Annotated in this window: 24 protein-coding genes and 1 tRNA gene; 9 read left to right on the forward strand and 16 right to left on the reverse strand. The window is 63.1% G+C overall.

Going from position 1 to position 25,882, the window contains the following annotated elements; translation table 11 throughout:
• Positions 1-305: 305 nt before the first annotated feature.
• From ccoS to ABD906_RS00600, 9 genes are all read right to left on the reverse strand, one after another.
• A complete protein-coding gene (gene ccoS, locus ABD906_RS00560) occupies positions 306-467 on the reverse strand; it encodes a cbb3-type cytochrome oxidase assembly protein CcoS (RefSeq protein WP_345097635.1) in 162 nt (53 codons plus the stop codon).
• Positions 464-2,722 (reverse strand): cation-translocating P-type ATPase, encoded by a 2,259-nt coding sequence (locus tag ABD906_RS00565; RefSeq protein ID WP_345097636.1) that lies wholly within the window; start codon positions 2,720-2,722, stop codon positions 464-466. The genes ccoS and ABD906_RS00565 overlap by 4 nt, the downstream gene beginning before the upstream one ends.
• The gene (locus tag ABD906_RS00570; protein WP_345097637.1) at positions 2,719-3,213 is read right to left on the reverse strand and encodes a FixH family protein; all 495 of its coding nucleotides are present in this window, start codon (positions 3,211-3,213) and stop codon (positions 2,719-2,721) included. The genes ABD906_RS00565 and ABD906_RS00570 overlap by 4 nt, the downstream gene beginning before the upstream one ends.
• 12 nt (positions 3,214-3,225) lie before the next feature.
• Positions 3,226-4,788, reverse strand: a complete 1,563-nt coding sequence (gene ccoG, locus ABD906_RS00575; RefSeq protein WP_345097638.1) for a cytochrome c oxidase accessory protein CcoG — start codon at positions 4,786-4,788, stop codon at positions 3,226-3,228.
• 208 nt (positions 4,789-4,996) lie between these two features.
• A complete protein-coding gene (gene ccoP / locus ABD906_RS00580; protein ID WP_345097640.1) occupies positions 4,997-5,869 on the reverse strand; it encodes a cytochrome-c oxidase, cbb3-type subunit III in 873 nt (290 codons plus the stop codon).
• Complete coding sequence (locus tag ABD906_RS00585; protein WP_345097641.1) at positions 5,862-6,023, reverse strand: cbb3-type cytochrome c oxidase subunit 3; 162 nt, start codon at positions 6,021-6,023, stop codon at positions 5,862-5,864. The genes ccoP and ABD906_RS00585 overlap by 8 nt, the downstream gene beginning before the upstream one ends.
• Positions 6,024-6,034: 11 nt before the next feature.
• On the reverse strand, positions 6,035-6,766 hold the full coding sequence (ccoO, locus tag ABD906_RS00590; RefSeq protein WP_345097642.1) for a cytochrome-c oxidase, cbb3-type subunit II: 732 nt from the start codon (positions 6,764-6,766) through the stop codon (positions 6,035-6,037).
• A gap of 12 nt (positions 6,767-6,778) precedes the next feature.
• Positions 6,779-8,410 (reverse strand): cytochrome-c oxidase, cbb3-type subunit I, encoded by a 1,632-nt coding sequence (gene ccoN / locus ABD906_RS00595; protein WP_345097643.1) that lies wholly within the window; start codon positions 8,408-8,410, stop codon positions 6,779-6,781.
• Positions 8,411-8,617: 207 nt separating this feature from the next.
• Entirely contained in the window at positions 8,618-9,436 is an 819-nt protein-coding gene (locus ABD906_RS00600; RefSeq protein ID WP_345097644.1) for a universal stress protein, read from the reverse strand.
• A gap of 304 nt (positions 9,437-9,740) precedes the next feature.
• Here ABD906_RS00600 and ABD906_RS00605 point away from each other — a divergent pair, with 304 nt between their 5' ends.
• The 3 genes from ABD906_RS00605 to ABD906_RS00615 all read left to right on the forward strand — a co-directional run bounded on the left by ABD906_RS00605 (position 9,741) and on the right by ABD906_RS00615 (position 12,515).
• Positions 9,741-11,117 (forward strand): PAS domain-containing sensor histidine kinase, encoded by a 1,377-nt coding sequence (locus ABD906_RS00605; RefSeq protein WP_345097645.1) that lies wholly within the window; start codon positions 9,741-9,743, stop codon positions 11,115-11,117.
• Positions 11,107-11,730, forward strand: coding sequence for a response regulator FixJ (gene fixJ, locus ABD906_RS00610; RefSeq protein ID WP_345097646.1), 624 nt, complete (start codon positions 11,107-11,109; stop codon positions 11,728-11,730). Before ABD906_RS00605 ends, fixJ begins: the two co-directional genes overlap by 11 nt.
• A 134-nt stretch (positions 11,731-11,864) precedes the next feature.
• Complete coding sequence (locus ABD906_RS00615) at positions 11,865-12,515, forward strand: helix-turn-helix domain-containing protein (protein ID WP_345097647.1); 651 nt, start codon at positions 11,865-11,867, stop codon at positions 12,513-12,515.
• Positions 12,516-12,617: 102 nt separating this feature from the next.
• On the opposite strand, the gene cydB is transcribed toward ABD906_RS00615, so the two are convergent.
• From cydB to ABD906_RS00635, 4 genes are all read right to left on the reverse strand, one after another.
• Complete coding sequence (cydB, locus tag ABD906_RS00620) at positions 12,618-13,622, reverse strand: cytochrome d ubiquinol oxidase subunit II (RefSeq protein WP_345097725.1); 1,005 nt, start codon at positions 13,620-13,622, stop codon at positions 12,618-12,620.
• A gap of 5 nt (positions 13,623-13,627) precedes the next feature.
• Positions 13,628-15,061: a cytochrome ubiquinol oxidase subunit I gene (locus ABD906_RS00625; protein WP_345097648.1), complete on the reverse strand. Its 1,434-nt coding sequence runs from the start codon at positions 15,059-15,061 to the stop codon at positions 13,628-13,630.
• Between the two features lie 291 nt (positions 15,062-15,352).
• A complete protein-coding gene (locus tag ABD906_RS00630; RefSeq protein WP_345097649.1) occupies positions 15,353-16,363 on the reverse strand; it encodes an asparaginase in 1,011 nt (336 codons plus the stop codon).
• Between the two features lie 128 nt (positions 16,364-16,491).
• Complete coding sequence (locus ABD906_RS00635; protein ID WP_345097650.1) at positions 16,492-17,178, reverse strand: SDR family NAD(P)-dependent oxidoreductase; 687 nt, start codon at positions 17,176-17,178, stop codon at positions 16,492-16,494.
• Between the two features lie 186 nt (positions 17,179-17,364).
• Here ABD906_RS00635 and ABD906_RS00640 point away from each other — a divergent pair, with 186 nt between their 5' ends.
• The gene (locus ABD906_RS00640) at positions 17,365-17,658 is read left to right on the forward strand and encodes a DUF982 domain-containing protein (RefSeq protein ID WP_345097651.1); all 294 of its coding nucleotides are present in this window, start codon (positions 17,365-17,367) and stop codon (positions 17,656-17,658) included.
• Between the two features lie 132 nt (positions 17,659-17,790).
• A tRNA-Pro gene (locus ABD906_RS00645) sits at positions 17,791-17,867 on the forward strand.
• A 613-nt stretch (positions 17,868-18,480) separates the two neighbouring features.
• Here the strand turns inward: ABD906_RS00645 and ABD906_RS00650 are convergent.
• Together ABD906_RS00650 and ABD906_RS00655 are read right to left on the reverse strand one after the other, a co-directional pair.
• A complete protein-coding gene (locus ABD906_RS00650) occupies positions 18,481-18,882 on the reverse strand; it encodes a GFA family protein (RefSeq protein ID WP_345097652.1) in 402 nt (133 codons plus the stop codon).
• A gap of 234 nt (positions 18,883-19,116) precedes the next feature.
• A complete protein-coding gene (locus ABD906_RS00655) occupies positions 19,117-20,493 on the reverse strand; it encodes a methylmalonyl-CoA mutase family protein (RefSeq protein ID WP_345097653.1) in 1,377 nt (458 codons plus the stop codon).
• A 257-nt stretch (positions 20,494-20,750) separates the two neighbouring features.
• On the opposite strand from ABD906_RS00655, the gene ABD906_RS00660 reads away from it, so the two are divergent.
• Positions 20,751-22,301 (forward strand): helicase HerA-like C-terminal domain-containing protein, encoded by a 1,551-nt coding sequence (locus ABD906_RS00660; protein WP_345097654.1) that lies wholly within the window; start codon positions 20,751-20,753, stop codon positions 22,299-22,301.
• 191 nt (positions 22,302-22,492) lie between these two features.
• On the opposite strand, the gene ABD906_RS00665 is transcribed toward ABD906_RS00660, so the two are convergent.
• Positions 22,493-23,254 carry a L,D-transpeptidase gene (locus tag ABD906_RS00665; RefSeq protein ID WP_345097655.1) on the reverse strand — a complete coding sequence of 254 codons (762 nt, stop codon included), beginning with the start codon at positions 23,252-23,254 and terminating at the stop codon, positions 22,493-22,495.
• A 405-nt stretch (positions 23,255-23,659) separates the two neighbouring features.
• Here ABD906_RS00665 and ABD906_RS00670 point away from each other — a divergent pair, with 405 nt between their 5' ends.
• The 3 genes from ABD906_RS00670 to ABD906_RS00680 all read left to right on the forward strand — a co-directional run bounded on the left by ABD906_RS00670 (position 23,660) and on the right by ABD906_RS00680 (position 25,840).
• Positions 23,660-24,262 (forward strand): superoxide dismutase, encoded by a 603-nt coding sequence (locus ABD906_RS00670; RefSeq protein WP_345097656.1) that lies wholly within the window; start codon positions 23,660-23,662, stop codon positions 24,260-24,262.
• Between the two features lie 222 nt (positions 24,263-24,484).
• On the forward strand, positions 24,485-24,925 hold the full coding sequence (locus ABD906_RS00675) for a c-type cytochrome (protein ID WP_345097657.1): 441 nt from the start codon (positions 24,485-24,487) through the stop codon (positions 24,923-24,925).
• Between the two features lie 6 nt (positions 24,926-24,931).
• Complete coding sequence (locus tag ABD906_RS00680) at positions 24,932-25,840, forward strand: c-type cytochrome (RefSeq protein ID WP_345097658.1); 909 nt, start codon at positions 24,932-24,934, stop codon at positions 25,838-25,840.
• Positions 25,841-25,882: the final 42 nt, after the last annotated feature.

The following is a 25,882-nucleotide window of genomic DNA, read 5'->3' on the forward strand; positions in this document are numbered from 1 at the left end:
TTCGTGACGATCTCGTCGGGCTTGTGTCGCTTGTTGGCCATTGTGGTCCTCCTTCATGGTCAAAACCATACTTCAAGGTGGACCCGTTCAATGGGGGTGGATCATGGCCGGCAACCTGGATCTCACAGCATTGCATCAATTAGTGTCCAGGCTGCTAAAGGAGCAGCTGGCCGGCCAAATCCCCTCGTCCAGCGTATGATTCCGCACCAGTCTAACCGTCACCAACGGATGGTGATCGGAAAAGCAGATGCGGGCCGAGACCTCGAGCGTTATTACCTGCTCGGGGCGCATCAGCGTTAGACGTGTCAGGACGTGGCCGGACGATCGTCCTCGTCGTCGATGAGGATGCGTTCGGCCGCGCCGTCCAGATCCTCATACTGACCGCTGCGCAGTGCCCAGAGGAAGCTGGCGAGGCCCAGTCCTCCCAGGAAAAGCGCAATCGGGATCAGTATCGAGAGAGTGGTCACATTACCTCCTGCAACTTGTGAGAGGCGCGCCTTGCGGTAGCGGCGGCGGAGCGCTTCTGTCCGCCGCCCAAGCGCAGAAGGCGCAGGGCATTGGCAACAACTATGACAGAAGAGCCAGACATGGCAACAGCCGCGACCAGGGGCGTGACGTAGCCGAGGATCGCGATCGGCACGGCAATCAGGTTGTAGACGACCGCGATGCCGAAGTTCTGTCGGATCAGTTGGCCGGAACGGCGGGCGACCCGGTGGGCAAAGGGCACGGCGTTCATGCTCTCGTGCAGGAACACGAAATCCGCCGCGTTGCGGCCAACGTCGGCGGCCGTGGCGGGCGCCATGGAGACATAGGCCGCGGCAAGGGCGGGAGCATCGTTCAAGCCGTCGCCCACCATCAGAACCTTGCGGCCCTCGGCGGCGAGCTCGGCCATACGGACGGCCTTCTCGCCCGGCAGGACGCCGGCGTGGTAGCGGGTGACACCCAGCTTGGTCGCGATCGCCTCCACCTGAGCGCGGGTGTCGCCGGACATGATCTCGACCTCGATGCCACGCTTGCGCAAGGCCTCGAGCGCCTCGGCGGCATCCTGACGGAGGCGGTTCTCGAAGCGGAAGGAAGCGAGGAGCTGGCCGTCGCGGGCAAGGACGGTGCCCTCGGCAGCGTCATCGCTCAGGGCCCAGGAGGCGCGGCCCAGACGGTAGACCGAAGAGCCGATCTTCGCCTCGACGCCGAAGCCGGGCTGCTCGGTGATGCCGGCGAGCTGGACGGGCTTCGTGTTCGCCGGCGCGGCAGCGGCGATGGCGCGGGACAGCGGGTGGTTCGAGCGGGCGCCAAGGGCCGCGGCAATGGCCAGCGCCTCAGCGTCGATCTCCCCGGCGTTGGCCAGGCGGGCCTCGCCAACGGTCAGCGTGCCCGTCTTGTCGAAGACGGCGGTGTCGATGTTGGCCAGGCGCTCCATGGCAGAGCCGTCCTTGGCCATGATGCCATGCTCGAACAGACGGCGGGCGGCCACCACCTGGACCATCGGAACGGCAAGGCCGAGGGCGCAGGGGCAGGTGATGATCAGCACGGCGATGGCGATGGTGATGGAGAGATGCCAGTCGCCGCCGCTCCAGATCATCCAGCCAATGAAGGTAAGAAGGGCGGTCAGGTGTACGACCGGCGCGTAGAGTGCGGAGACCCGGTCGGCAAGGCGGCGGTAGGCGGCACGGCTGCTCTCGGCGGCCTCCATGAGGCGGACCATTTCAGCTAGGAAGGAGTCCTTGGCCGCGGCCGTGGCCTTCATTGTGATTGGATGGGTGAGGTTCAGCATGCCGGCGCGGATGTCGCTGCCCGGCTGGGCGGGCTGCGGGGCGCTCTCGCCGGTGGCCATCGAGCAGTCGATGTCAGTGGAGCCTTCCATCACCACGCCGTCGACGGGAATGCGTTCGCCGACGGCCACGGCGATGACCATGCCGGGCTCGATCTCGTTCAGCGGGACGTAATCGCGGCTGCCGTCGGGGTGCAGGACGGTGGCGCCGCGCGGGGCGAGCCTGGCAAGGCTGGTGACGGCCACGCGGGCGCGGTTGCGCATCACATGGTCCAGCGTGCGGCCGATCAACAGGAAGAAGAGCAGGGACACCGCGCCGTCGAAATAGGCGTGAGGTCCGCTATGGATGGTCTCGTAGAGACTCAGCGCGTAAGCGAGAATGACGCCGATCGAGATCGGCACGTCCATGTTGGTGCGGCCGTGAAGCACCGCGTTCCAGGCCGATCGGAAGAAGATGCGGCCGGCATAGAACAGGGCGGGAATGGCAATCAGCGCGGAGATCCAGTGGAAGAGGTCGCGCGTGGCGGCCTCAGCGCCGGACCAGACGGAGACGGACAGGAGCATGATGTTGCCGGCGGCAAAGCCCGCAACGCCCGTCGCCCAGAGGAGTTCGGAGAGGACAGCGTCCTTCGTGCCTTCCTCCTCGAAGAGGTGCGGCGGGTAGCCAATGGAGACAAGCGACTCCACGATGGGCGGAAGCTTGCCTTCCCGGTACTTGATGGTGACGCGCCTGGTGGACAGGTTTACACGCGCGGAAAGGACGCCATCCAGCTTCGAGAGGGTGCTCTCGACGGCATGGATGCAGCCTCCGCAGTGAACATCCGGTACGGCCAGCTCGACCTGCATCACCCCGCCACCCAGCGAACGGCTGGCGAGACGGAGCTCCTCTGCCGACACGACAGGGCGCTCGGCCGCAGCCAGAGCACCCTCCGCCACCGGAGCGCAGCAGCTCATCTCAACACTCCCTCACGGATATGGATACGACGCACGTCACGGTATGGGAACTCCAGGCCAGCCTCGGCTTCGACCTCAATGATCCACGCCCCATCTCCCAGAGCGACGTCGGTGGCATAGCTGCCGTCAGGCTGCCGCTCCAGGACAAGAACCGTATCCTGCAGGCCGGAAACCGGGCGGTGGAGAAGGACCTGGACCCGGTCGAGCGGGATAACGGAACCGGACTTGTCCGTCAGGCCGTAGGAGAGCCTGCCATTCTCGAACCTGAGCACGGGCTGCCAGCCGAGCGAAAGCTGGTGACGCCCGCGCTCGGTGCGCTCATTGAACTCCTGGCTTGCCACGTAGGTGTTGGGAACGACCAGGCCCGTCCAGGTCCGGTTGGCAAAGACGGCCAGGGTGATGTTGACCGCTATGACCACACCGAAGAACGCGACCATGATCAGAAGCAGGTGGAATCCGGTGAATTCACGCTGATGTCCGGCCGTCTTCATGTCACGTCTCCCTTACGGTCTGATGAACTTTGCCCGGTAGACGGCGCGTTCGCCGCCTTCGACGTCCTGTACCACGAAGTGGAACAGTTCTTCTCTGCTTCTTGATCCATGGCGATGGCCATGATCCTGAGGCTCCTGGCTCACAAAGATGTGGATCTGGCGCAGGCGGTCCGGCTGGACCGTGAGGCGCAGCTCCGTTCCGGATTCCTCAAGCTCGGGCGAAGTCATCGTAGCACCCTCGAGGCCCTCGATCGACAGCACGAACTCGCGCGGCTGCGGGATCATGTTCAGGAGCTTGACGGTGTAACCGTTGCGGATCGAGCCGTCGGACAGAACCACGTACTGCGGATTGCGGTCGTGCAGGACGTTGACGTCGAGACGGTCGCGGGTGACCAGCACGTACAGCATGCCAAGGCCGACAGCCGCAAAGATTGTCGCATAGATGAGCGTCCGCAGCCGGAAGACGTGACGCCAGTCGAAACGGGCAACCTTGTCCGACAGCGTGCCGTCCGGGTTGCGCACGCGGCGCGGGTCGATGGGCTGGGTACCGTTGGCGGTGGCAAGCGCCATGTTGTCGTTGTACTCGCTCAGCGTCGCGTAGGAGATCAGGCCACGCTCCTTGCCGAGCTTGTCCATGACGTTGTCGCAGGCGTCGATACAAAGGGCGCAGGTGATGCACTCCAGCTGCTGTCCGTCACGGATGTCGATCCCCATCGGGCAGACCGCGACGCAGGCGTTGCAGTCCACGCAATCACCGACAACCTGACCTGCCGCCGCGGCCTTCTTGGCGTGGGCGGAACGCGGCTCGCCGCGCCAGGCGTTGTAGGTGACGGTGAGCGAGTTCTCGTCCAGCATCGCGCCCTGGATGCGCGGCCAGGGGCACATGTAGGTGCAGACCTGCTCGCGCATCAGGCCGCCGAAAACGTAGGTGGTGGCAGTCAGGATGGCGACGGTGGTGTAGGCCACCATGGGAGCCTGGCCCTTCGCGAAGTCGACCAGAAGCGTCGGCGCATCGGCAAAGTAGAAGATCCAGGCGCCGCCGGTCATGACGCCGATCAACAGCCAGCAGGCGTGAACAGTGGTCCGCTTGATGATCTTCTCGGCCGTCCACGGGCTCTTGTCGAGCTTGATGCGGGCATTGCGGTCGCCTTCGATCAGCCGCTCCACGGCGATGAAGAGGTCGACCCACACGGTCTGCGGGCAGGTGTAGCCGCACCAGGCACGACCGATGGTCGAGGTGATCAGGAACAGGCCGATGCCTGCCATCACGAGCAGGCCGGCGATGAAGAAGAATTCCTGGGGCCAGATCTCGATGAAGAAGAAGTAGAACCGGCGATGTGCCATGTCGACCAGGACGGCCTGGTCGGGGGCATAGGGACCACGGTCCCACCGCACCCAGGGCAACAGATAGTAGATGCCCAGGGTGATAAGCATCACAAGCCACTTGAAACGCCGGAACCGCCCTGTGACACGCTTTGGGTAGACCTTCTTGCGTGCCGCGTAGAGCGGCTGGCGATTGCGCTTCGCGTTGACGGGCTGTGCGTCGTCGTGGGGGATATCAGTAACGTTTGCCATGAGAACCCTTTGCGCCCCTTTGGCGCTTCGGGGCCTTGATCAGGATCAAATGGACCGGAATGCCGCAGGCGCAGAATGCCGCGCCCAAAAAATTCGGGGGAGGAACTTCCGGGACCAAAGTCCCTGAAGTATCTCCCCCGGCTTCCCCCCACGGGATGCGCTCTACATTGATACAGGAGCAATCGATCCAGTCATTGACCGGGATCAATTACTGTATCTGTTCGGCGCCTCCGAGCGAGTAGACGTAAACGGCCAGCTCCTTCACGGTGACGTCGCCGAGACGTGCATGCCAGGCGGGCATCACGCCATGCTTCGGCTTGCGGATCTGGGCTGCAATGTCGGCCTCGGTCGCGCCGTAGAGCCAGATCGCGTCGACCAGGTTGGGCGCGCCGACAGTCTGGTCACCGCGGCCATCCTCGCCATGGCAGGATGCGCAGTTGTCGACGAACAGCTGCTTGCCGGCCTCGGCGAGGGCAGGATTGGACGGCTCGCCCGACAGCGACTTCACGTAGGCAGCGATGCTACGGATCTCCTGACCGGTCAGCATCTCGCCGAATGCGGGCATCTCGGACACGCGGGTGTCCGGATCCGAGTTGTAGCGGATGCCGTGCGAAATGGTCTGGTAGATGTCCTGGATGGTGCCACCCCAGAGCCAGTCGTCGTCGTTCAAGTTCGGATAGCCAGGGAAGCCCTGGGCGCCGGTGCCGTGGCACTGCACGCAGTTCACCTTGAAGGCGGCCTCGCCGGCAGCGCGTGCGAAGCGATAGAGCGAGTCGTCCTTGACGATATCCTCGAGGGACTTCTCGGCGATCGCCGTCTTGATGGCAGCCTGGCTGTCGGCAACCTGGCCCATGGTCTCAGAGAGCTGGGCGCGGCTCGACCAGCCCAGCACACCCTTGGTGGCCGAGCTGATGAGCGGCCATGCCGGATAGGCAATGGTGTAGCCGATCGTCCAGATGATGGTGGCGTAGAAGGTCAGCAGCCACCAGCGCGGCATCGGATTGTTCAGTTCCCGAATGCCATCCCATTCATGGCCGGTCGTTTCGACACCGGAGAGTTCGTCAATATGCTTCTCAGTCATCGTGATCGTCCTTGAGTGGGATCATGGCTGCTTCCTGGGCCCGGACCTTGGCGCCGGGGCGGAACACGAAGAGGATCGTGCCGACGAAGAAGACCGTCATGCAGAGCAACCCCCAACTGTCAGCGAACTGGCGCAGAGCGGTATAAGTCTCCATGGATCCCTCCCTTAGCGGTAACCGCCGGTCTCGTCGTAGGTGGAGAAGTCGACGAGCGTGCCGAGCATCTGCAGGTAGGCGATGAGGGCGTCCATCTCGCTCACCATGTTCGGGTTGCCGTCGAAGTCACCCACCACGGCCTTGGGATAGCGGGCGAGGAGCTCCTCGTGATCCGCATCCGGGTTGGCCTGGGCGAGAAGGTCCGCGTTGGCGTTGGCGATCATCTCTTCCGTGTACGGGACGCCAACCTTCACGTTGGCGACGAGGTGGGTCGAGAAGTCGCCGATCTCAAGCGGCTTGTCCTTCAGGAAGCCGTAGCTCGGCATGACCGATTCCGGCACCACCGAACGCGGGTCGATGAGATGCTGCACGTGCCACTCGTTGGAGTAGCGGCCGCCGACGCGGGCGAGGTCGGGCCCCGTCCGCTTCGAGCCCCACTGGAACGGGTGGTCGTACATCGACTCCGCGGCGAGGCTGTAGTGGCCAAAGCGCTCGACCTCGTCACGGAAGGGACGGATCATCTGGCTGTGGCAGACATAGCAGCCTTCGCGGATGTAGATGTTGCGACCGGCGAGCTCCAGCGGCGAGTAGGGCCGCATGCCCTCAACCTTCTCGATGGTGTTCTCGAGATAGAAGAGGGGGACGATCTCCACGATGCCGCCGATGGTGACGACAAAGAGCGAGCCAACCAGAAGAAGTGTGGCATTGCGCTCGATAATATGATGTTTGTCGAGAAGTGCCATTCGTACGGCTCCTTATTCAGCTGGTTGCAGCGCCGGTGCCTTGCCGCCCATAGGCGCTTCCTCACGCACGTAGCCGCGGATCGTCATGTAGACGTTGTAGGCCATGATGACCGCACCCAGGAGGTACAGGGCACCACCGAGCGTACGCAGGACGTAATACGGATGCATGGCCGCGACGGTCTCGGCGAAGGTGTAGACCAGGAAGCCCTGATCGTCGTACTCGCGCCACATCAGGCCCTGCTGGATGCCGGACACCCACATGACAGCGGCGTAGATCACGATGCCGATGGTGGCGAGCCAGAAGTGCCAGCTGACCATGCGGATCGAGTACAGGCGCTCACGCTTCCACAGACGCGGCACGAGGAAGTAGATCGCACCGAAGGAGATCATGCCGACCCAGCCAAGGGCGCCGGAATGGACGTGACCAATGGTCCAGTCGGTGTAGTGGCTGAGAGAGTTGACCGACTTGATGGACATCATCGGGCCCTCGAAGGTGGACATGCCGTAGAAGGCGACCGCCATGACCATCATGCGGATGATCGGGTCGGTACGAAGCTTGTCCCAGGCGCCGGACAGGGTCATCAGACCGTTGATCATGCCGCCCCAGGACGGCATCCAGAGCATGATGGAGAAGACCATGCCAAGGGTCTGCGCCCAATCGGGGAGAGCGGTGTAGTGAAGGTGATGCGGACCGGCCCAGATGTAGAGGAAGATCAGCGCCCAGAAGTGAACGATCGACAGGCGGTAGGAGTAGACCGGGCGGTTGGCCTGCTTCGGCACGAAGTAGTACATCATGCCAAGGAAGCCGGCGGTCAGGAAGAAGCCCACCGCGTTATGGCCGTACCACCACTGGGTCAGCGCGTCCTGAACACCGGCGAAGAGCGAGTAGCTCTTGGAACCGATCAGCGAAACCGGCATCGACAGGTTGTTGACGATGTGCAGCATCGCGATGGTCACGATGAAGGAGAGGTAGAACCAGTTCGCGACGTAGATGTGAGGTTCCTTGCGCTTCAGGATCGTACCGAAGAACACCAGGAAGTAGCAGACCCAGACGATGGTGAGCCAAATGTCGACGTACCACTCCGGTTCCGCGTATTCGCGACTCTCGGTGATGCCCAGCACATAGCCGGTGGCGGCCATGATGATGAAGAGGTTGTAGCCCCAGAACACGAACCAGGCCAGGTTGCCGCCGAAAAGGCGGGCACGGCAGGTGCGCTGCACGCAGTAGAATGACGTGGCAATCAGTGCGTTACCGCCGAAGGCGAAGATGACCGCGGAGGTGTGGAGCGGACGGAGGCGACCAAAGGTCAGGAACGGTTCAAAGTTCAGCTGCGGGTAGGCGAGCTGAAGAGCCACAAAGACGCCCACCGCCAGTCCGACGACCGCCCAGAAAACGGTTGCGATCGCCCCGTAACGGATGGGGCCGTCCATGTAGGTCTCGGCTTCGTCCGAACGAAGCGGGATGGCTGCGGCGTTTGACTCTGCCCATGATATGTTGCGCATCAGGACAATCGTACCGCCCGCAAGCGCGAAAAACAGAACCCACATATGGGCTCTGAATGCGGAGTCTGCCCCCAAGGCTGCACCGGCGAGCGCAGCAAACGCCGCCAGTGGCAATAGAACAATCTCTTTTCCGTATTTCATTGAGCCTTCCTCGGATGAGTCGCGGAACGCATTGCTGCGGTCGCTCACGCTATCCATGGCCGTGTGCTCGGAGGAAAAGCCTTGATCTGAGTCAATCAATCGGGGCGAGAGGGTGCGCGGATTGTCACCCCTCGGGTCAAAATGAGCGATTTTCGTGATACGGTGCCCGTGACGACACGGCAGGTGGGGTGGGGTGGGGCGGGCTGGTCAGTGGGCCAGGAAAAGCGTCGCGGGCGGCTGGTCGAGCATGCCGCGGATCACGCTGCCAAGACTGGTGCGACGGACGCGGGAATGGGCGGTCGCACCCAGAACGAGCATGTCCGTGCCGCTTTCCGTGACGAACCTGCGCAGACGGCCAATGACGTCGCCGCCGGAGGCCGAAAGCATCTCGGTCCGCACTTCGGCGATATTCTTGTGGAGCAGATAGTTGGCGAGGTCCTGGCCGGAGGTCATGGCGGACAGATCCTTCTCGCCCGTCACGGTGACGATCGATACGCTCTCGGCGGCGCGGAGGAACGGAAGGGCATCGCGAACGGCGCGGGCGCTGCTTGCGCTTCCGTCCCATGCAATGGTGATCCTGGCCGGGAATGGTGAGCTGCCGCCCACCGGAACGATGACAACGGATCCGCCGCTTTCCAGCAAAAGCTCTTCGGTTGCGGCGTGGCGGAGGGCGTTGTCGGTGGTGGCCGCATCCAGAATTGTGAGATCGTTCACGCGGGCAAGCCGAACGAGCCTTGCAATCGCGATGCTGTCCGAGCGGGGTTCCACGGTCGCGAGAATTGCGGTGCCGCGGTTGCCGAGGTGCTTCTGAGTCTCGGCGGCGTTCAAGCGGGCGATCTCCTGCGCGCGTTCGGCGTGAAGGGATGGGTCAGCTTCGGATGTTGACGCTTCCTGCGGAGGCATGACGCACACGGTAAGGCGGGCGGCATTGCGCTCGGCGAGGGACGTGGCGAAAACGAGAGCAGGAGATGGCACAAACGGCTCGACGGCAACCGAGCCAACAAGCAGGCATTGTAGCTGCTCCATTTTTTCCGATACCCCTTTCAGCGCAAGCCAGCTCGGCGGTTCGGATGCAAGACCGATCCGTACTGCGTAAGGGATGCCTTCCTGATGCCCGCGCCAGCTATCCCTTCCCCCCAAATTCATGCAACATTACTATTGTTGCACCGACGATCCATTGAGACAGATCAACGAGTAACGGGAACGCGACGATGGGGCGCTTCTCTCTGCGATGCGTATCGTTGATAAATTTGCTACTACCTGCATATCTCGCGTCTCAAACCGCAGAGCGTTCACCCCACTTGTTCGATCGGCAACAGGGAGCGCCGTATTGAGTCTTGTATGGTTGTTACCGATTGCCCCGGCTCTCGTGCTGGGGGCGGCCTACCGATGGGGCAATGTCATCGGGGCGATTGTTTTTTCGGGGCTGGCAGCCATGGCGCTGGCTCTCTACGCCTTCGATTATGCCGATGTGCCGCTCGTTCCGGGACTTCTCTGCGTGTTGACCTGCGGGCTGGCGCTGCTGGCGGGCACCGCTTTCCGGGAGACGCAGGAGGAGGCGCTCAGGAACCGTCAGGACCTCGAGGCGAAACAGGCACATCTGCAATCGCTCCTCGATACGGTTCCCGACGCCACCGTGGTCATAGACGAGACGGGCAAGATCATCACGTTCAACGATGCCGCCATCCGCCAGTTCGGCTACGAGGCGGAAGAGGTGCTCGGCAAGAACATCAGCATGCTGATGCCGGAACCGTATCGCAGCAAGCACGACGCGTATATCGAACGGTACATGAAGACGCGGGAGCCGCGGATCATCGGTACGGACCGCGTGGTGGTCGGCCAGCGCAAGGACGGTTCGACGTTTCCGATGAAGCTCGCGGTGGGCGAGATGCACAGCGGTGGCAAGGTCTTCTTCACCGGGTTCATCCGCGACCTGACCGACAGGGCGGAGACCGAGGCGCGCCTGCAGGAAGTCCAGGCGCAGCTCGCGCGGCTGGCGCGCATCAGCGAACTGGGCGAGATGGCATCCACGCTGGCGCACGAGCTCAACCAGCCGCTGGCGGCAATCTCCAACTACGTGCAGGGCTGCCGGCGACTGGTCGAAAAGCTGGACGGACCGGTGGCGGAGCAGATGAGCAAGGCGATCGAAGAAACCGCCAAGCAGTCGCTGCGCGCGGGGCAGATCATCCGGCACCTGCGCGAGTTCGTCACGCGGGGTGAGACCGAAAAGAGGCCCGAAGACATCCAGAACCTGGTGGAAGAGGCGGCCGCCCTGGCCCTCGTGGGATCCCGCGAGCTGGGGGTGCGCACGCTGTTTTCGTCCAGCGGCTTCCTGCCGGCGACGGTCGTGGTGGACCGCGTGCAGATCCAGCAGGTCCTGATCAATCTCATCCGCAATGCGATGGAAGCGATGCGCGAAAGCGAGGTGCGCGAACTCAAGGTCGATGTCTCGGCCGTGGGAAATGGCTTCGTCGCCGTGGAAGTGGCCGACACCGGCCCTGGCGTCTCGGACGAGGTGGTCACACGGCTGTTCCAGCCCTTCGTGACCACGAAGGCCGGCGGCATGGGCATTGGCCTCTCCATTTCAAGACGGATCATCGAGGCCCACGGCGGGGAGCTGACATGCAGACGCAACGAGAGAGGGGGCGCGACTTTCCGGTTTACGTTGCCCGTATCCATGGAGCAGAGGGTGGTCAATGAGCGCTGAAGTGGTAGTCCATATCGTCGATGATGAGGAGGCGGTGAGGAACTCACTGGCCTTTCTGCTGTCCATCTCGGGTTATGCCGTCAAGGTCCATGATTCAGCGACGGCATTCCTGCGACACGCCAAGGGACTGACAAGCGCGTGCCTGATAACCGACCTGCGAATGCCGGACATGAGCGGGGTCGAGCTCATCAGGCGACTGCGCAGCGAAAACATCATGATACCGGCGATCGTGATCACGGGCCATGGCGACGTGCCGATGGCGGTGGAAGCCATGAAGGCCGGCGCGATCGACTTCCTGGAGAAGCCGTTCGAGGACGACGTGATCGTCAACGCTGTGGCGCGCGCCATCGAGATGATCGAAAAGAGGCCGGTGGTGAACGCGGACGTGGACACGATCCGCGAGAGGATTGCGCAACTGTCGGAGCGCGAGCGCCAGGTGATGCAGGGCGTGGTCGCGGGACAGTCGAACAAGACGATCGCCTACAACCTCGACATCAGCCCGCGCACGGTGGAAGTCCACAGGGCCAACGTGATGGCGAAGATGAACTGCAAGAGTCTGCCGGAGCTGGTGCGCATGGTCCTTTCGGTCGGTGACCTGCCCCAACACAGCTAGCAGTGCGCGCTGCGACATATTGTACGTGCTGCGACATATTGTATACGTAGGATCCCTTAGGGGCTGTCCGAATTTCCCGCCTGCCGGGATTCAGCTATCAGGCAAGCGTGCTTGTTTAACCACTGGAGAGAGCAATGCTTGCCTATCGGGCCCAACCTCATCCGGAGATGACGGACCAGCGGGTAGGGGGTGTCACTGCGGATGGCGGAGCTCTTGCTTACGGACAGCCAAGACAGGTGGAGTTTTTCCCCGCCAACGCCCAGATCTACGCTCAGGGCGATCGTTCGGCTGCTCTCTACCAGATCGAATACGGCGTGGTGAGGCTGTTCCGTCTTCTCTCCGACGGGCGGCGCCAGATTTGCGCGTTTCATGTTCCGGGCGAATATTTCGGCTTCGAGGCCGACGGCGAGCACCATCTGTTCGCCGAAGCGGTGTGCGACTCGGCCATCCGGATCCTGCGCAAGCCGCTGCCCGAAGACGGGTTCATGCTGAAGCTGGTCACCAAGGAGCTGGTGCGGGCGCAGGAGCATCTGCTGGTCATCGGCCGGCAGACGGCGGTCGAGCGCATCGCGGCCTTCATGGTCGATCTCTACGAGCGCATGGGCGAGGACGGCCACGTCGAGCTGGCGATGTCGCGGACGGATATCGCCGACTATCTCGGGCTGACGATCGAGACGGTTTCGCGTGTGTTCTCGAAGTTCCGCAGCGAGGGCTACATCAAGCTGCACGGAACGCGGGGACTGGAGATCGTTCATCTGGAGGCGCTGCGCGACATCTGCGCGTAGGCTACCTGACGGAATTCCCAAACGGAGAAGGGGAGGCTGGCGACAGTCTCCCTTTTCTGTTCGAGCGGTATCAACAACGGCGACGCTTTGGCGAGGGTTGCCTCAGTGATATCCCTCGCCGGGCGCGATGCGGCCACGGAAAATCCAGTAAACGAATATCGTATACCCGAGCACGATCGGCAGCAGAAACATCGTCCCCAGCAGGAAGAAGAGCTGGGAGGCGGGTGCGGCGGCCGTGTCCCAGAAGGTTAGGCTGGGCGGCACCAGATAGGGCGCGTAGGAGATGATCAGCCCCGCATAGCCCAGGACGAAGAGAGCGATCGTGCCCGCGAAGGGAAGGAATTCGCGCCCGCGCAGGATGCCCTGCCAGATGCCGTACGCAATGAGCACGACGGCAATCGGAATCGGCCAGAGGAAGAGAATGTTTGGAATGCTGAACCAGCGTTCCGCGACGCTTTCCAGCATCAGCGGGGTCCAAAGGCTGATGATGGCCATTGCGACGAGCACCGTGGCGAGAAGCACGGGTGCGACGCGGCGGCCGAGCTCGCGCACCGGACCGACGGTTCGCATGTTAAGCCAGGTCGCGCCGAGGAGGGCGTAGCCCGCCACCACGGCAAGGCCGACGAAAACGGAGAAGGGGGTCAGCCAGTCATACGGACCGCCGGCATACTGGCCGTCCACGACGGGTATGCCCTGGAGCAGGCCGCCCAGGATGACGCCCTGCAGAAAGGCAGCGACGATGGAGCCAGCGGCAAATGCCAGGTCCCAGGCCCGGTGGCGCGGCTTGGCCACCCAGCGGAACTCGAACGATACGCCGCGCAGGACGAGGGCCAGAAGCATGCCGATGACCGGAAGGTAGAAGGCCGGCATGATGATGGCATAGGCCTTGGGAAAAGCGACCCAGAGGCCGCCGCCGCCCAGGACGAGCCATGTCTCGTTGCCGTCCCAGAAGGGAGCGACGGAGTTCATCATCAGATCGCGCTCCTCTTCCTTGCGGGTGGCCGGGAACAGGATGCCGATGCCCAGGTCGAAGCCGTCGAGGATGACATACATCATCACGGCAACGCCGATGAGGCTGGCCCAGATGAGGGGCAGGTACCATTCCATCGGTGTCATGATCTCGTCTCCCCTGCGGAATAGCCCGGGATGTCAGACGTCTTGCCGAGCGCCTCGCGTGTTGCCTCTTCAGCGGCGGACAGCGGCCGGTTCGGGACGCCTTGCGATGGCACGTCCGCGACCGGGGCTAGGCCGCGGTTTATCAGGCGGTTCATGTAGTAGACGCCGACCGTGAAGATGACGCCGTAGATAAGGACGAAGAGGGCGAGGGTGCCGGCGACGCTCGACGCAGGAACCGGCGAAAGGCCGTCCACGGTGCGCAGGTGGCCATAGACCAGCCAGGGCTGGCGGCCCTGCTCGGTGACGAACCAGCCGGCGAGGATGGCGATGAAGCCGAGCGGCCAGACGTAGTAGGCTACTCTCAGGAAGAGGCGGTTGTCGAAAAGGCGTCCGCGCCACCAGAGCCAGGCACCCCAAAGGCCGATGGCAATCAGCAGGAGGCCGATGCCCACCATGATGCGGAAGGCGAAGAAGACATTGGCGACGGGCGGCCATTCGTCAGGCGGGAACTCGGTCAATCCGGGGAAGCGGCCGTTCCATTCATGGGTGAGGATGAGGCCGGCGAGGCCAGGAATGGCGATCTCGAAATGGTTGGTGCGCGCCTTTTCGTCCGGGATGCCGAATAGAACGAGGTCGCTCCCCTTGTCGGCGTCCCAGTGGGCCTCGATGGCGGCCACCTTGGCCGGCTGATGCCGGAGCGTGTTGAGGCCGTGCGAATCGCCCACCAGAAGCTGAAGAGGAGCGACGATGGCGATCATGCCGACGGCCATGCGCAACATGGTGCGGCTTTCCTCGCGGAAGCGGCCCTGCAGCAGGTATCGCGCGCCGACGGCGAGGACCACGGCGGCAGTGGTGAGATACGCCGCAATGAGCATGTGGACCAGGCGGAGCGAGAAACTCGGATTGAAGATCACCTGCATCCAGTCGACCGGATAGGCGATGCCGTCGCGGATCTCATGGCCCGCGGGCGTCTGCATCCAGCTATTCGCTGAGAGGATCCAGAAGGCGCTGGTGGCGGTGCCGATGGCGACGAGGAACGAGGCCAGCGTGAGGAGCCAGTCGGGAAACCGGTTCCAGCCGAACAGGAGAATGCCGAGGAAGGTCGCTTCCAGATAGAAGGCGGTGAGCACCTCATAACCGATCAACGGACCGATGACATTACCGGAAAACTCGGAGAAACGGCTCCAGTTCGTGCCGAACTGGTACGTGAGCACGATTCCGGAGACGACACCCATTGCAAAGGAAACGGCGAAGATCTTGGTCCAGAACCTCGCCAGGCGATGATACTTCGGGTTTTTCGTTCGCATCCACATCGCCAGCAGTACGGCGACATAGGCCGACAGGCCGATGGTGAAGGCGGGAAAGATGATGTGGAAGGATACGGTAAATGCGAACTGGATTCTGGCCAGTAGCACCGGATCAATGTCCATGCTTCGCTCCTCCGTCCGCGAGCATATTAAATACGTTATAGTTACACTAACGGGCGGGTGCGTCCAGTGCGGCGGCCGGTCGGAGGAAGTTGGCCCGCCGAAGGCGTGCGGCGGAGGCCCGGGAGGCGGGTCGCCGCGAGGGCGGCGGCTGCCGACAATGCACGAAGAAGATCAGATGGTCATGGGCTTCCTGATCCGGCCGTTCGTGCCTGCGGTTGCGGTCAGAAGGCCGGACTTCACCTTTTCGGGAGCCGCAGGTGCAGCAAGGCAACCGGGGTCAGGATGCCCCCTTCAGCCGAGCTGCACGGGGCCGGCAGGACGGAGGCTGCCGACCTCGATACCGCGCCAGTTCTTCAGCACCGGATTGGCCATCTCGACGAGGGCGGCGCGCAGCGGATCCTCGGCTGGCAGAAGGCTTGCCAGCGTCGCCATGACCATGATCTCGGCAGCGCGCGTGGCGCCGTCGTCGCACTTCAGCGCGATGCCGAGGCCGAGTTCGGGAATGGCGGCGCAGAACACGCCCTCAGCTCCGGTCTTGGTAAAGAGCCGGCCCTTGCCGGCTTCCATGATTTTCGTGTCGACGCGGCCGGTTCCCGCGACGAGGAAGGGTTCAGCCATGCAGGCGGCAAAGATGCGGCTGGCGGCCTTCGCGCGCTCAGGCGACAGCCCCTCGCCGGTCGCCATGCGGGCGAAGCCAAGCGCGAGGCTTTGAAGGGGAACGGCGTAGGTCGGAATCGAGCAGCCGTCGGTGCCGCAGGTGTCGACGTCGTGGGCCGCACCCGTCACGTCTTCGAGGGCGGCGCGGACCAGCTTCTGGAACTCGTGGTCCTTCGAGACGTAGCCGTGGCGGTCGAGCCCGGTGTGGACGCAAGTGCAGAGGAAGCCGGAATGCTTGCCGGAGCAGTTGTTGTGCAGCGGGCAGGGTTCGGCGCCGCTGCGAGCAAGGTCGATCATCGCGTGCTGGCCGGAAGGCCAGTGGGCGCCGCATTCAAGCGCGGATTGATCGAGACCCGCGCGCTCAAGCATGGAAGCGGCGAGGTTCACGTGTTCCGGCTCGCCGGAATGGGAGGAGCAGGCAAGCGCTATCTCGCGGTTGCCGAACCCGAAGGCATCGGCCGCGCCGCTCTCGACAAAGGGGAGGGCCTGAATGGACTTCACCGCGGAACGGGGGAACACCGGGCGCTCGACATCGCCGATCGAAAGCACGAGCCTGCCCGAACCGTCGCAGACCGCGACCGCGCCGCGATGACGGCTTTCCACCACGCTTCCGCGCCGAACCTCAACCAGAACCGGATTGCTCATTTCCACCTGCTCCAAACTTGTCTTCGCGCTTGTTGCCTCCCGCAGGCGTCATAGTCCCATCGTAGCGCGGCTTCAATGGTGCGACGGGAGCGTTTGACGGCTTTGGCGCGGAGCAGGCCCAGGCCATTTCAGCCGGTGTCGTCATCGCCCAGCCGGATGGTTTCGCCGTTCACCAGGCGCGCATCGTCGGACAGGAGATAGCGCACCAAGGAGGCGACGTCCTCGGGCGTCGGGATCCTGACGGGCTTGCCGGTCCAGATCGTCCGGCGTCCTCCAGACCCTGCGGTGGCGATAGAATTGATGCGGACGGGACGGTCCGTGTTTTCGAGGACGAAAATCTCGCTGAGAGCCTGCAGGCCCTTCTGCGAAGCGGCGAGGCCGGCATTTCCTTCGCGGATGCGAAGGGCGCTTGCGGGCATGATGTTGACGATGGAGAGCTGGTCCGCCATGCGGGAGCAGGCGGCCTGGATTGCGACGAAGGGGCCGACAAGATTGAGCTCCAGCAGTTCGCGCAGCATCTCCGGGGAGGTCTCCTCGAAAGGAGTTTCGTGCCGGCTGGCGATGCAGTTGATCAGCGCGGAGCACAGGCCGAGGGTATCGACGACGGTGTCAAAAACGCGGTCGGCCTCGTCCTCATCTGACATGTCGGCGGGAAGGATGAGGACATCTTCGCCGGACAGAGCCTCCTCGGTCATGCGCAGGGCGTCCTCGTCGGTGTCGAGAATGGCCACCGACCAGCCATCGTGCAGAAGTGATTCGGCGATGGCGATGCCGGTGACTGTCGCCCCGCGCGTGATGATTGCCGTCCTGTTCATCGGTCCCCTCAAGTGGTTGCGGCAAACCCGTGATCCCCGCCGCCAAGGATGCGCACAGCGCGGAAGCCGCGGCAAGATCCCCCCGCGAATCAGCATTCCCGGCCGCTGTGGTGACGGAACCTTTGAAAGGCGCGACGGTTAAGGCGTCGCATCCGACAACAAGCTCAAATTCGCAAGGGAGCGGTCATGACAGAACTCGATTTTCCGCGGCCGGTGCGCGTTGTGGCCGGCCTGGGGCAGGTGCGGGTGATTGGAACGGTGCGCGAGGCCTTCGACTACCTTCCGCATGAGGTGGCGCCGCCCGGTGACGAAGCACTCGAAGCGGTTCTCGATGCCTGCAGGGGCGCAATCCGCAGGGAGTGCTCGACCGACGAGGCGCATGACGTTTTCGTGGCGTATGCACGGCGCCGCAACATTCTTGTGGATGAAGAGCTCGAGACGCTCCCAGGAACTGCGGACGGCGCGCGTTTTCCCGCCTGATTTCCGCCGGCAGAGCCAAGCCGAAAGCGGCATTCCAGAGACGAAGGAAGAAAATTCAACGAGCTGTCATTTCGATCGCGGTTAGGACTTGAAACGAAAATTGGAGATGGGTATATAGCCGCCAACTGGTCACGGAGTGTAGCGCAGCCTGGTAGCGCACCTCGTTCGGGACGAGGGGGTCGGAGGTTCGAATCCTCTCACTCCGACCAGTTCAATTTTTCTCCGCACAAGTTTTCCCCCTCAATAATGTCTGATCGTTGCGGCTGATTGCAGCGCGCAAAGCGCGCGGCTCGCTTGTTCACGGCTTCATGGGATTTGCTAGCTCGCCTGTCCGCGCGGGCACGGCCGCTGTCGTGAAGGCGGCAAGGTCAATCCATTTCATTCCGATTCTGCGAAGCTCAGAAAGCGACGGCTGGCCGCCGGGCGAACCACCGGAAGGCGCTTCAAGTAACCGCTGTGAGGAGAATGGCGCCGCTGCGATCAAACTGCATCGAGATGAGGGCGCAGCGCATCGTTGCAAGAAGATGCGGTGAAGCGGCATCCGGCGTGTGTGGGGCACAAATCGTAGAGACACCGCAACACCGTTCACAAGTTTTCAAAATAGCTTGGCTTCAGTCATTGATTTAGATCAATGTCTAGGCGCGAACGCATTGATTTTGCTTTTTTTTGCGATTTTTCGAGCAGGTGCGCCGCGTCGGCGCCGGGAACGCTCGTCCGGCTGCGGGCGGAGCCGGCAGTGGAATCAGTTGTTCGTCGCGCAGCGCATCGGGCCGGGAGGCGGGCGCAGGGCGCGGTGCCAGGCTCCCGGGAGCCGCTAGAAGTTCAGCCCTGCATCTCGGTGGCGGGAAGGTCAGGAAACGCGGCCCATTCCGCAGCAGAGCGGCACCAGATCTGGCGCGTTGGGACGAGTTGCATGCGTTCGTTGATGCTGCCCCAACGGATGCCCCACGGGCGGGCGTGTTCGTCCTCATCGCTGGCGAAGAGATGCGAGCCGCATTCAGGGCAAAAATACATGAGGCGGATTCTGCCGCTGTCGGCCTGGCGGCGGTACGCCTTGGGCTCGCCTTCGATACGGATGTCTGACCGTCTTGCGGTCACGGTCACCCGGTACGGGGAGCCGGTAAGGCGCTGGCAGTCCTCGCAGTGACAAACCGTGACCACGTCCGGGTTGATGTCGGCCTCGTATCTGATCCTGCCGCAATGGCATTGGCCATGAACCTTCATGAAAACCTCCCAGGACACTTCGTTTCGCAATTATAGGGCGCAGAGGCCGGCAGGTCTCGCAAATATGGGAGCAGGCGGCGGGACGGGGGCGGAACCCTGCAGCCGGAATGGTTCCGGGCCTTTGCGAGATGAAGAGGGAGACAAGACCGGCGGAGCAGATGGAGAACCCGGACCGCCAGGCCTTTCCGTAAAGGCCGAACCGATCCGGGTGTTGCCTCAAGTGGAACCGTCCGGTCAGGCTGCGGGTGAACCGGCAGCCAGCGACTCCAGGAGCTGCGGCAGGAGAGGTTCGCAGGTCACGGCCGCATCCGGCGCGATCTGCGCACAAATTTCCGGCAGAGCATCGGAGAGGGCCGCCTGCGCAGCCGCGTGAACGGTCGATCCCACGATGGCGCTACGGCGTTCGATCTGCTGCTGTCTCGCCTCGGCGATCCGCTTCTGGAGGGAGCCGGAGTGGATGCTGCGCAGGATGCCGCCATCGGCCTCGATGCGGCGGAATTCCTCACGGGCGCCTTCGCAGAACCGATCAACGAGCGTCGAGAGGGCTTCGGAACTGGCCGAGACCAGGTCTTGAGCCGCCACTTCGATGCTCTGCACCAGACTGGTGTTGAGGGCAGTGCGGCGGGCGGCAGCGTCGGGAAGTCCGACGGCAAGCGTGTGTGGCAGGACCGTTATGGAAGTCGCGCCGCCCGCGGCGGCTGCGAAGGCCGCCATCGTGTTGCGGATGATGTTGGTCTGCGGGTCGCGGGCGCTCAGCATGCGGAAGGACGTTTCCGCATGGATCGGAATGGGGGTGGGCTCGACGCCATACTCGGCCAGCAGATCCGCCCAGAGACGACGAAGGGCGCGTAGCTTGGCGACGGACGCCAGAATGTTCTGGTCGACGCTGACGGCGAAGCCCAGGTGCGGCAGGCCATAGACCACCGGCTGGCGCGCGTCCTCGAACATCTTGAGGTGGGAGGCCACGGAGGCAAGCGTGATACCAAGCTCCTGCGCCTCGCTGGCGCCGGCGTTGTGATAGACGCGGCTGTCGGATTCCAGCAGGACGCCCGGAAGCGACAGGGCGAAGAAGCCGCCGAGAGACTGGGGCAACGAAGCCTCGAGCGCCTCGAGAGACATGCGAAGCTGGCCTGTGCCTACGAACAGCGAGGCGGGATCGACGCCGAAGGAAAGGTGGACGCCGGAGGGATCGACCTGCTCTTCCTGCAGGATCTTGGCCAGCCAGTCGATAGAGGCACGGCTTTGCGGATGCACGTCGATGCGGAGATTGACCTCGCGCAGCGGAAGGTCACGGAGGGCGGCACGCAGACCGTCGGCGCTCGACGGAATGCCGAAGCCGAAGGCATTTGGCGCGCCGGCAAACACGATCGAGAGTCCGTTCGCGCCGTTCCGCAGGTCCTCGCCGGCCTGAACCGACGCGCGGACAGGATCCGGGTCATCGACACGCTGCATCACGAGCCACGGCCTGCCGCGCACCGCAGCAGCCTTGTCCTCACCGCTGGAAGCCTCGCCTGTTCTGGCCGGGTGGCTCAGCTCCCCGAACGAAGCTCTTGCCTCTCGTGTCTCTTCAGGCGCCGGAGCATCCGAAACGGTTGGTGTCGAGGGGACCATCTCATCCCTTTCCATTAGTCGCGAATGGGTACCAGGATCGTAATGTATGCCGGGGATGGCGCGGCTGCAATGCCGAGGGGAAAAGTGCCGGGGGCGGGTTATGGCGCAGCACAAAATGCTTGTGGGCGCAGTCCGGCCGTTGCGAACAAGCGGGGGCGCGCCGTTACTTTGGAAAGGCCGGAGCCGGCATTGCCGAGGCGGCCGACGATGTCTATACGGAAATAGGGAAAGGATGGCCGCGAAAGGGATGGAGCAGCATGAGCGCCGAGGACAGCATCTTCATTGGAGCAAGCCGCAATCCGGATGACAGCTACCAGAGGCCCGAACAGCTCCTCCTGCGGTACGGCAACCGGCACGGTCTGATCACGGGCGCGACGGGCACGGGCAAGACCGTAACGCTGCAAGTGCTGGCGGAGAGCTTCGCGCAGGCCGGCGTGCCGGTGTTCTGCGCGGACATGAAGGGCGATCTCTCGGGCATCGCCGCCGCGGGCGAGGCCAAGGATTTCCTGCTGAAGCGCGCGGAAGAGGTGAGGTTCGAGAATTACACGTTCGAGAAGGCGCCGGTCATCTTCTGGGACCTTTTCGGCGAACAGGGGCATCCGATCCGGGCGACCGTTTCGGAGATGGGACCGCTGCTCTTGTCCCGTCTCATGAACCTGAGCGAGGCGCAGGAGGGTGTGCTCAACATCGCCTTCCGCATCGCCGACGAGGAGGGGTTGCTGCTGCTCGACCTCAAGGACCTGCAGGCCCTGCTGAACTATATGGCGGAGAACGCGGCGCAATTCTCGGGCCGCTACGGCAACATCACGAAGCCATCGGTGGGCGCGATCCAGCGGTCGCTGCTGGTGCTTGAGCAGCAGGGTGGCGACAAGTTCTTCGGCGAACCTGCGCTGCAGATCGCTGATCTCATGCGCACGACGCGGGACGGGCGTGGCTATGTGAATGTGCTCGCCGCCGACAAGCTGATGATGAAGCCCAAGCTCTATGCGACGTTCCTGCTGTGGCTCCTTTCGGAGCTGTTCGAGGAACTGCCGGAGGTGGGCGATCCGGAGAAGCCGCGGCTCGTGTTCTTCTTCGACGAGGCGCACCTGCTGTTCGACGAGGCGCCGAAGGCACTGCTCGACCGGATCGAGCAGGTGGTGCGGCTGATCCGCTCGAAGGGCGTGGGCGTCTATTTCGTGACGCAGAACCCGCTCGACATTCCCGAGACGGTGCTGGCGCAGCTCGGCAACCGCGTGCAGCACGCGCTGCGCGCCTATACGCCGCGCGAGCAGAAAGCCGTGAAGGTGGCGGCCGAAACGTTCCGGCCGAACCCGGCCTTCAACTGCTTCGAGGCGATCACCAGCCTGGGTACGGGCGAGGCGCTGGTGTCAATGCTCGAGAACAAGGGCGTGCCGGGGATCGTGCAGCGGACACTGATCCGTCCGCCATCCTCACGCATCGGGCCGCTGACGGACCAGGAGCGGCAGGCGGTGATCAACGAAAGCCCCGTCGCGGGCATCTATGACCGCATGATCGACCGGATCTCGGCCTTCGAGATGCTGCAGCAAAGGGCGCAGGAGAGCGCGGCGGCCGAAGAGCGGATGCGGCAGCAGGAGGCCGATCAAGGGGCGTCGAACCGCACCGGCTGGACATTGCCGGATTTCGGAACCTCTTCGCGCGGTACCCGCAGCAGTGGCGGCAGAAGCGGCTACCAACGGCAGACGGTGACGGAGACGGTCGTCAAATCGGTGGCCAGGACCATCGGCACGACGCTTGGACGCGAACTCGTCCGCGGCATCCTGGGAAGCCTGAAGCGGGGGCGGTAAGGGCGGTTTCTGCCGTTTCATTCCCCCTCTTTTGCCCTTTGACACTTGGCTTCGCCAAGATTGCGCTTTTCTTCTCCGCAATGGGGGAGAGACAGGGCACGGCAGCGACGAATGAGGGTCGATTGAAAAACGAGAAGGGGCGGTGCCGATGGCGCCGCCCCTTGCTTTTCCGATGGATGCCGGTGGTCGGGTCAGACCGTGCGAAGGCCGCTGGTGACCAGAACCGGGGTTCCTTCCGACACGCGGTCGTAAAGGTCGATCACGTCCTGGTTGATCATGCGCACGCAACCGGACGAGACGGACTTGCCGATGGACCACCATTCGGGCGAACCGTGAATGCGGTACAGCGTGTCCTTGCCATTCTCGTCATAGAGATAGAGGGCGCGGGCGCCGAGTGGATTGTTGATCCCGGGCTCCATGCCGCCCAGCCAGGTGTTGGTCGCCTTGTCGTAGGAGGCGCGATACTTCTCGAGGTTGGGCTGGCGGTCGATCATCTCCGCCGGCGGGAACCACTTCGGCCACTTGGACTTGCGCTCGACCTTCGCGCGTCCGGCCCAGGCGAAGCCATCCCGTCCCAGGCCGACGCCGTAGCGCATAGCCCGGCCGCCGTAGCCGACCAGATAGAGGAAATGGGAGGAGGTATCGACAACGATCGTTCCGGGACGCTCACCGGTCGGGTCAGCCACCTCCTGGCGCAGGAAACGGGGATTGATCTTGTCGACCGGAACGGCCGGGAGGGCAAAACCCTCGTCCACCATGGCGGCGTACATTTCCCTGGGCGGGGCAAGCCTGATCGGCTCAGGCGCCAGGGCGAGCGGACGCTGGGGGAAGGGGCGGCTGCTGCCGCTCGGAACGTTAGTGCATCCGGACAGCGCAAGTGTTGCGGCGCCGGCTCCCAGGGCAGAGAGGAACCCGCGCCGGGAAACGGGGGAGGAAGGATCGATTCTGGACATCCTTGTTGGTCCAAACGATTTGACGGGAATTATTTATAATCGCAGGGATGAACCTTAAAAATGGTGGGGATGCAAGCCGGGAAACTGAAAACGAGGCCAAAATGGCGTATTTCCGGTGTGCGAACCGCAAAGAGTTATCCTCTATTGCGTTTCTGCAACGGTATTATTCACCCTCCGGCCTTCCGGGACCGACAGAACACCGCCCGCCGGCCAGAGGGGATGATATCCCTGTCGGGTGAAAAGCTGCCGGCGGAGTGGCAAACTCCTCAAGATGCCTATATTGGAGGAACGGACTCATTCGACGTCCGTTGGTTGAGCTGCCATGAAACCGGCACGAAGGGCGCAACGCTGCCCGCGTTGCCGGTTCGCATGGGTTTCGACATATCAAGCTGAGGGAGAGCAAGCATGGCTTTTGAACTGCCGGATCTGCCGTACGACTATGAGGCGCTCCAGCCTTTCATGTCGCGGGAGACACTCGAGTATCACCACGACAAGCATCACAAGGCTTACGTCGACACCGGCAACAAGCTGGCCGCAGAAGCCGGGATGGACAATCTCTCTCTGGAGGAGATCGTCAAGCAGTCCTACGGCAAGAACCAGCCGCTCTTCAACAACGCGGGCCAGCACTTCAACCACATTCACTTCTGGAAGTGGATGAAGAAGGGCGGTGGCGGCAACAAGCTTCCGGGCCTTCTACAGCAGGCCATCGACAGCGACCTCGGCGGCTATGACAAGTTCCGCGCCGACTTCATCAATGCCGGCGTGACGCAGTTCGGTTCGGGCTGGGCGTGGCTGGCGTTCAAGGACGGCAAGCTCGAGATCATGAAGACGCCAAACGGCGAGAACCCGCTGGTCCATGGCGCGACGCCGATCCTCGGCGTGGATGTGTGGGAGCACTCCTACTACATCGATTACCGTAACGCCCGCCCGAAATATCTGGAGGCGTTCGTCGACAATCTGATCAACTGGGATTACGTGCTGGAGCTGTATGAGAAGGCTCGCGGCTAATCGGAAACTTATGGCTGCCATCACGGAGCCCGGCCCTTGCGGCCGGGCTTTTGCTTAACCGCGCCATTTCTGTATCTGTTTATTTCTGTATCGTTTCAGACGGTCGAATCAAAGTGAGGCGGCAAACTGTCTTCACGAAGGATTGATTCAACCGGACGAACTTTTGCGATGTCTTTTCTCTGCCGCTAGCTATCTTGCGGTATCAACTTTCTGGAGAATCTCATGAAGAAACTAATAGCATCTGCACTTGTTCTCATGGTGAGCGCGGGAACCGTTGCCGCTCAGGACAATCCGATCAAGTCTCGGCAGGCGCTGATGGACGCCGCTGCTGGTGCTGCCGGAATCGCCGTGCCGATGCTGAAGGGGGAAATGGAGTACAATCCTGCTGTCGCGAAGGCGGCCATCGCAACTTTCTACGGCGTGGCAACGGCCGGACAAGCCTTCTTCCCTGAGGGTTCTGCCGGAGACAGCAAGGCGGCTCCCAAGATCTGGGAAGATCCGGAAGGTTTCAAGGCCGCGTTCGCCAAGTTCCAGTCGGCGGCCGAGGCCGCATTCCAGGCCTCCGGAAAGGAAGGCCCGGCAGACCTGAAGGCTTTCCAGGCCGCCGTTGGCCCCGTTCTGCAGAACTGCGGTTCCTGCCACGAGACCTATCGCCTTGAGTAGAGCTTGATGCGTCGGATTCTGTATGCCGGCGTCGCACTGGCGGTCATCGCCGGTGCGGTTGCCTGGTTTCTTTCAGCGCCTCGTCCGCTTGACGAGTCTGTTCTGGCCGGCCTTCAGCCGGCCGACGCCACGCGCGGCGAGCGCGTGTTCTGGGCGGGAGGCTGCGTCTCCTGCCATGCACGTCCCGGAGCCGAGGGCGATGCTCAGCTCGAGCTGGCCGGAGGTCTCGGCCTCGGGTCGCCATTCGGGACCTTCGTGGCTCCCAACATTTCTCCACATCCGACGGACGGCATCGGAAGCTGGAGCGAGCTTGACTTCGTCAATGCCATGATGCGTGGCCTTGCACCGGACGGAAGCCATCTCTATCCGGCGTTTCCATATGCGTCCTATGCCCGCATGACGCCGCAGGACGTGGTCGATCTGTTTGCCTTCATCAAGACCCTGCCGCCGGTCGAAGGGAAGGCGGGCGAAAGCGATATTCCATTCCCATTCTCGATCCGCCGCGCCGTGGGGTTCTGGAAGCTCCTCTATCTCTCCGACGAACCGGTGGTGGCTTTCGGAGACGGCACTGATCCGGCTGTCCGCCGCGGCCAGTATCTGGTCGAAGGGCCGGGGCACTGCGGCGAATGCCATACGGCGCGAACCGCACTCGGCGGACTCGAGTACAGCCAGTGGCTGGCCGGGGCACCGTCGCTGGAGGGGAGAGGGCGGATTCCGAACATCACGCCCAGTCAGGATGGCATCGGCTCCTGGAGCGCCTCCGACATCGCCTACTATCTGGAAAGCGGCTTTACGCCGGATTTCGACTCCGCCGGCGGAGAAATGGCCAAGGTTGTGCGCAACATGGCCAGACTGCCGTCCGAGGACAGGGAGGCGATCGCGGCCTATCTGAAGGCGATTCCGCCGAAACCATAGAGAGGTCTAGGGAGAGCCGCCTCGCGTTCGCGGACGGCTCAC

The organism is Chelativorans composti (assembly GCF_039541695.1).
Classification (GTDB): domain Bacteria; phylum Pseudomonadota; class Alphaproteobacteria; order Rhizobiales; family Rhizobiaceae; genus Chelativorans; species Chelativorans composti.

Bases quoted from the DNA above. Each gene is read 5' to 3' on its own strand.
- ABD906_RS00565 (WP_345097636.1), bottom strand. From the start codon at position 2,722: ATGAGCTGCTGCGCTCCGGTGGCGGAGGGTGCTCTGGCTGCGGCCGAG.
- ABD906_RS00650 (WP_345097652.1), bottom strand. From the start codon at position 18,882: ATGAAGGTTCATGGCCAATGCCATTGCGGCAGGATCAGATACGAGGCC.
- ccoG (WP_345097638.1), bottom strand. From the start codon at position 4,788: ATGGCAAACGTTACTGATATCCCCCACGACGACGCACAGCCCGTCAAC.
- ABD906_RS00665 (WP_345097655.1), bottom strand. From the start codon at position 23,254: ATGTCCAGAATCGATCCTTCCTCCCCCGTTTCCCGGCGCGGGTTCCTC.
- ABD906_RS00630 (WP_345097649.1), bottom strand. From the start codon at position 16,363: ATGAGCAATCCGGTTCTGGTTGAGGTTCGGCGCGGAAGCGTGGTGGAA.
- ABD906_RS00625 (WP_345097648.1), bottom strand. From the start codon at position 15,061: ATGGACATTGATCCGGTGCTACTGGCCAGAATCCAGTTCGCATTTACC.
- cydB (WP_345097725.1), bottom strand. From the start codon at position 13,622: ATGGAATGGTACCTGCCCCTCATCTGGGCCAGCCTCATCGGCGTTGCC.
- ABD906_RS00585 (WP_345097641.1), bottom strand. From the start codon at position 6,023: ATGGAGACTTATACCGCTCTGCGCCAGTTCGCTGACAGTTGGGGGTTG.
- fixJ (WP_345097646.1), top strand. From the start codon at position 11,107: ATGAGCGCTGAAGTGGTAGTCCATATCGTCGATGATGAGGAGGCGGTG.
- ABD906_RS00675 (WP_345097657.1), top strand. From the start codon at position 24,485: ATGAAGAAACTAATAGCATCTGCACTTGTTCTCATGGTGAGCGCGGGA.
- ABD906_RS00600 (WP_345097644.1), bottom strand. From the start codon at position 9,436: ATGGAGCAGCTACAATGCCTGCTTGTTGGCTCGGTTGCCGTCGAGCCG.
- ABD906_RS00655 (WP_345097653.1), bottom strand. From the start codon at position 20,493: ATGGTCCCCTCGACACCAACCGTTTCGGATGCTCCGGCGCCTGAAGAG.
- ABD906_RS00670 (WP_345097656.1), top strand. From the start codon at position 23,660: ATGGCTTTTGAACTGCCGGATCTGCCGTACGACTATGAGGCGCTCCAG.
- ABD906_RS00635 (WP_345097650.1), bottom strand. From the start codon at position 17,178: ATGAACAGGACGGCAATCATCACGCGCGGGGCGACAGTCACCGGCATC.
- ABD906_RS00680 (WP_345097658.1), top strand. From the start codon at position 24,932: ATGCGTCGGATTCTGTATGCCGGCGTCGCACTGGCGGTCATCGCCGGT.
- ccoP (WP_345097640.1), bottom strand. From the start codon at position 5,869: ATGACTGAGAAGCATATTGACGAACTCTCCGGTGTCGAAACGACCGGC.
- ABD906_RS00640 (WP_345097651.1), top strand. From the start codon at position 17,365: ATGACAGAACTCGATTTTCCGCGGCCGGTGCGCGTTGTGGCCGGCCTG.
- ccoO (WP_345097642.1), bottom strand. From the start codon at position 6,766: ATGGCACTTCTCGACAAACATCATATTATCGAGCGCAATGCCACACTT.
- ABD906_RS00615 (WP_345097647.1), top strand. From the start codon at position 11,865: ATGCTTGCCTATCGGGCCCAACCTCATCCGGAGATGACGGACCAGCGG.
- ABD906_RS00570 (WP_345097637.1), bottom strand. From the start codon at position 3,213: ATGAAGACGGCCGGACATCAGCGTGAATTCACCGGATTCCACCTGCTT.
- ccoN (WP_345097643.1), bottom strand. From the start codon at position 8,410: ATGAAATACGGAAAAGAGATTGTTCTATTGCCACTGGCGGCGTTTGCT.
- ABD906_RS00660 (WP_345097654.1), top strand. From the start codon at position 20,751: ATGAGCGCCGAGGACAGCATCTTCATTGGAGCAAGCCGCAATCCGGAT.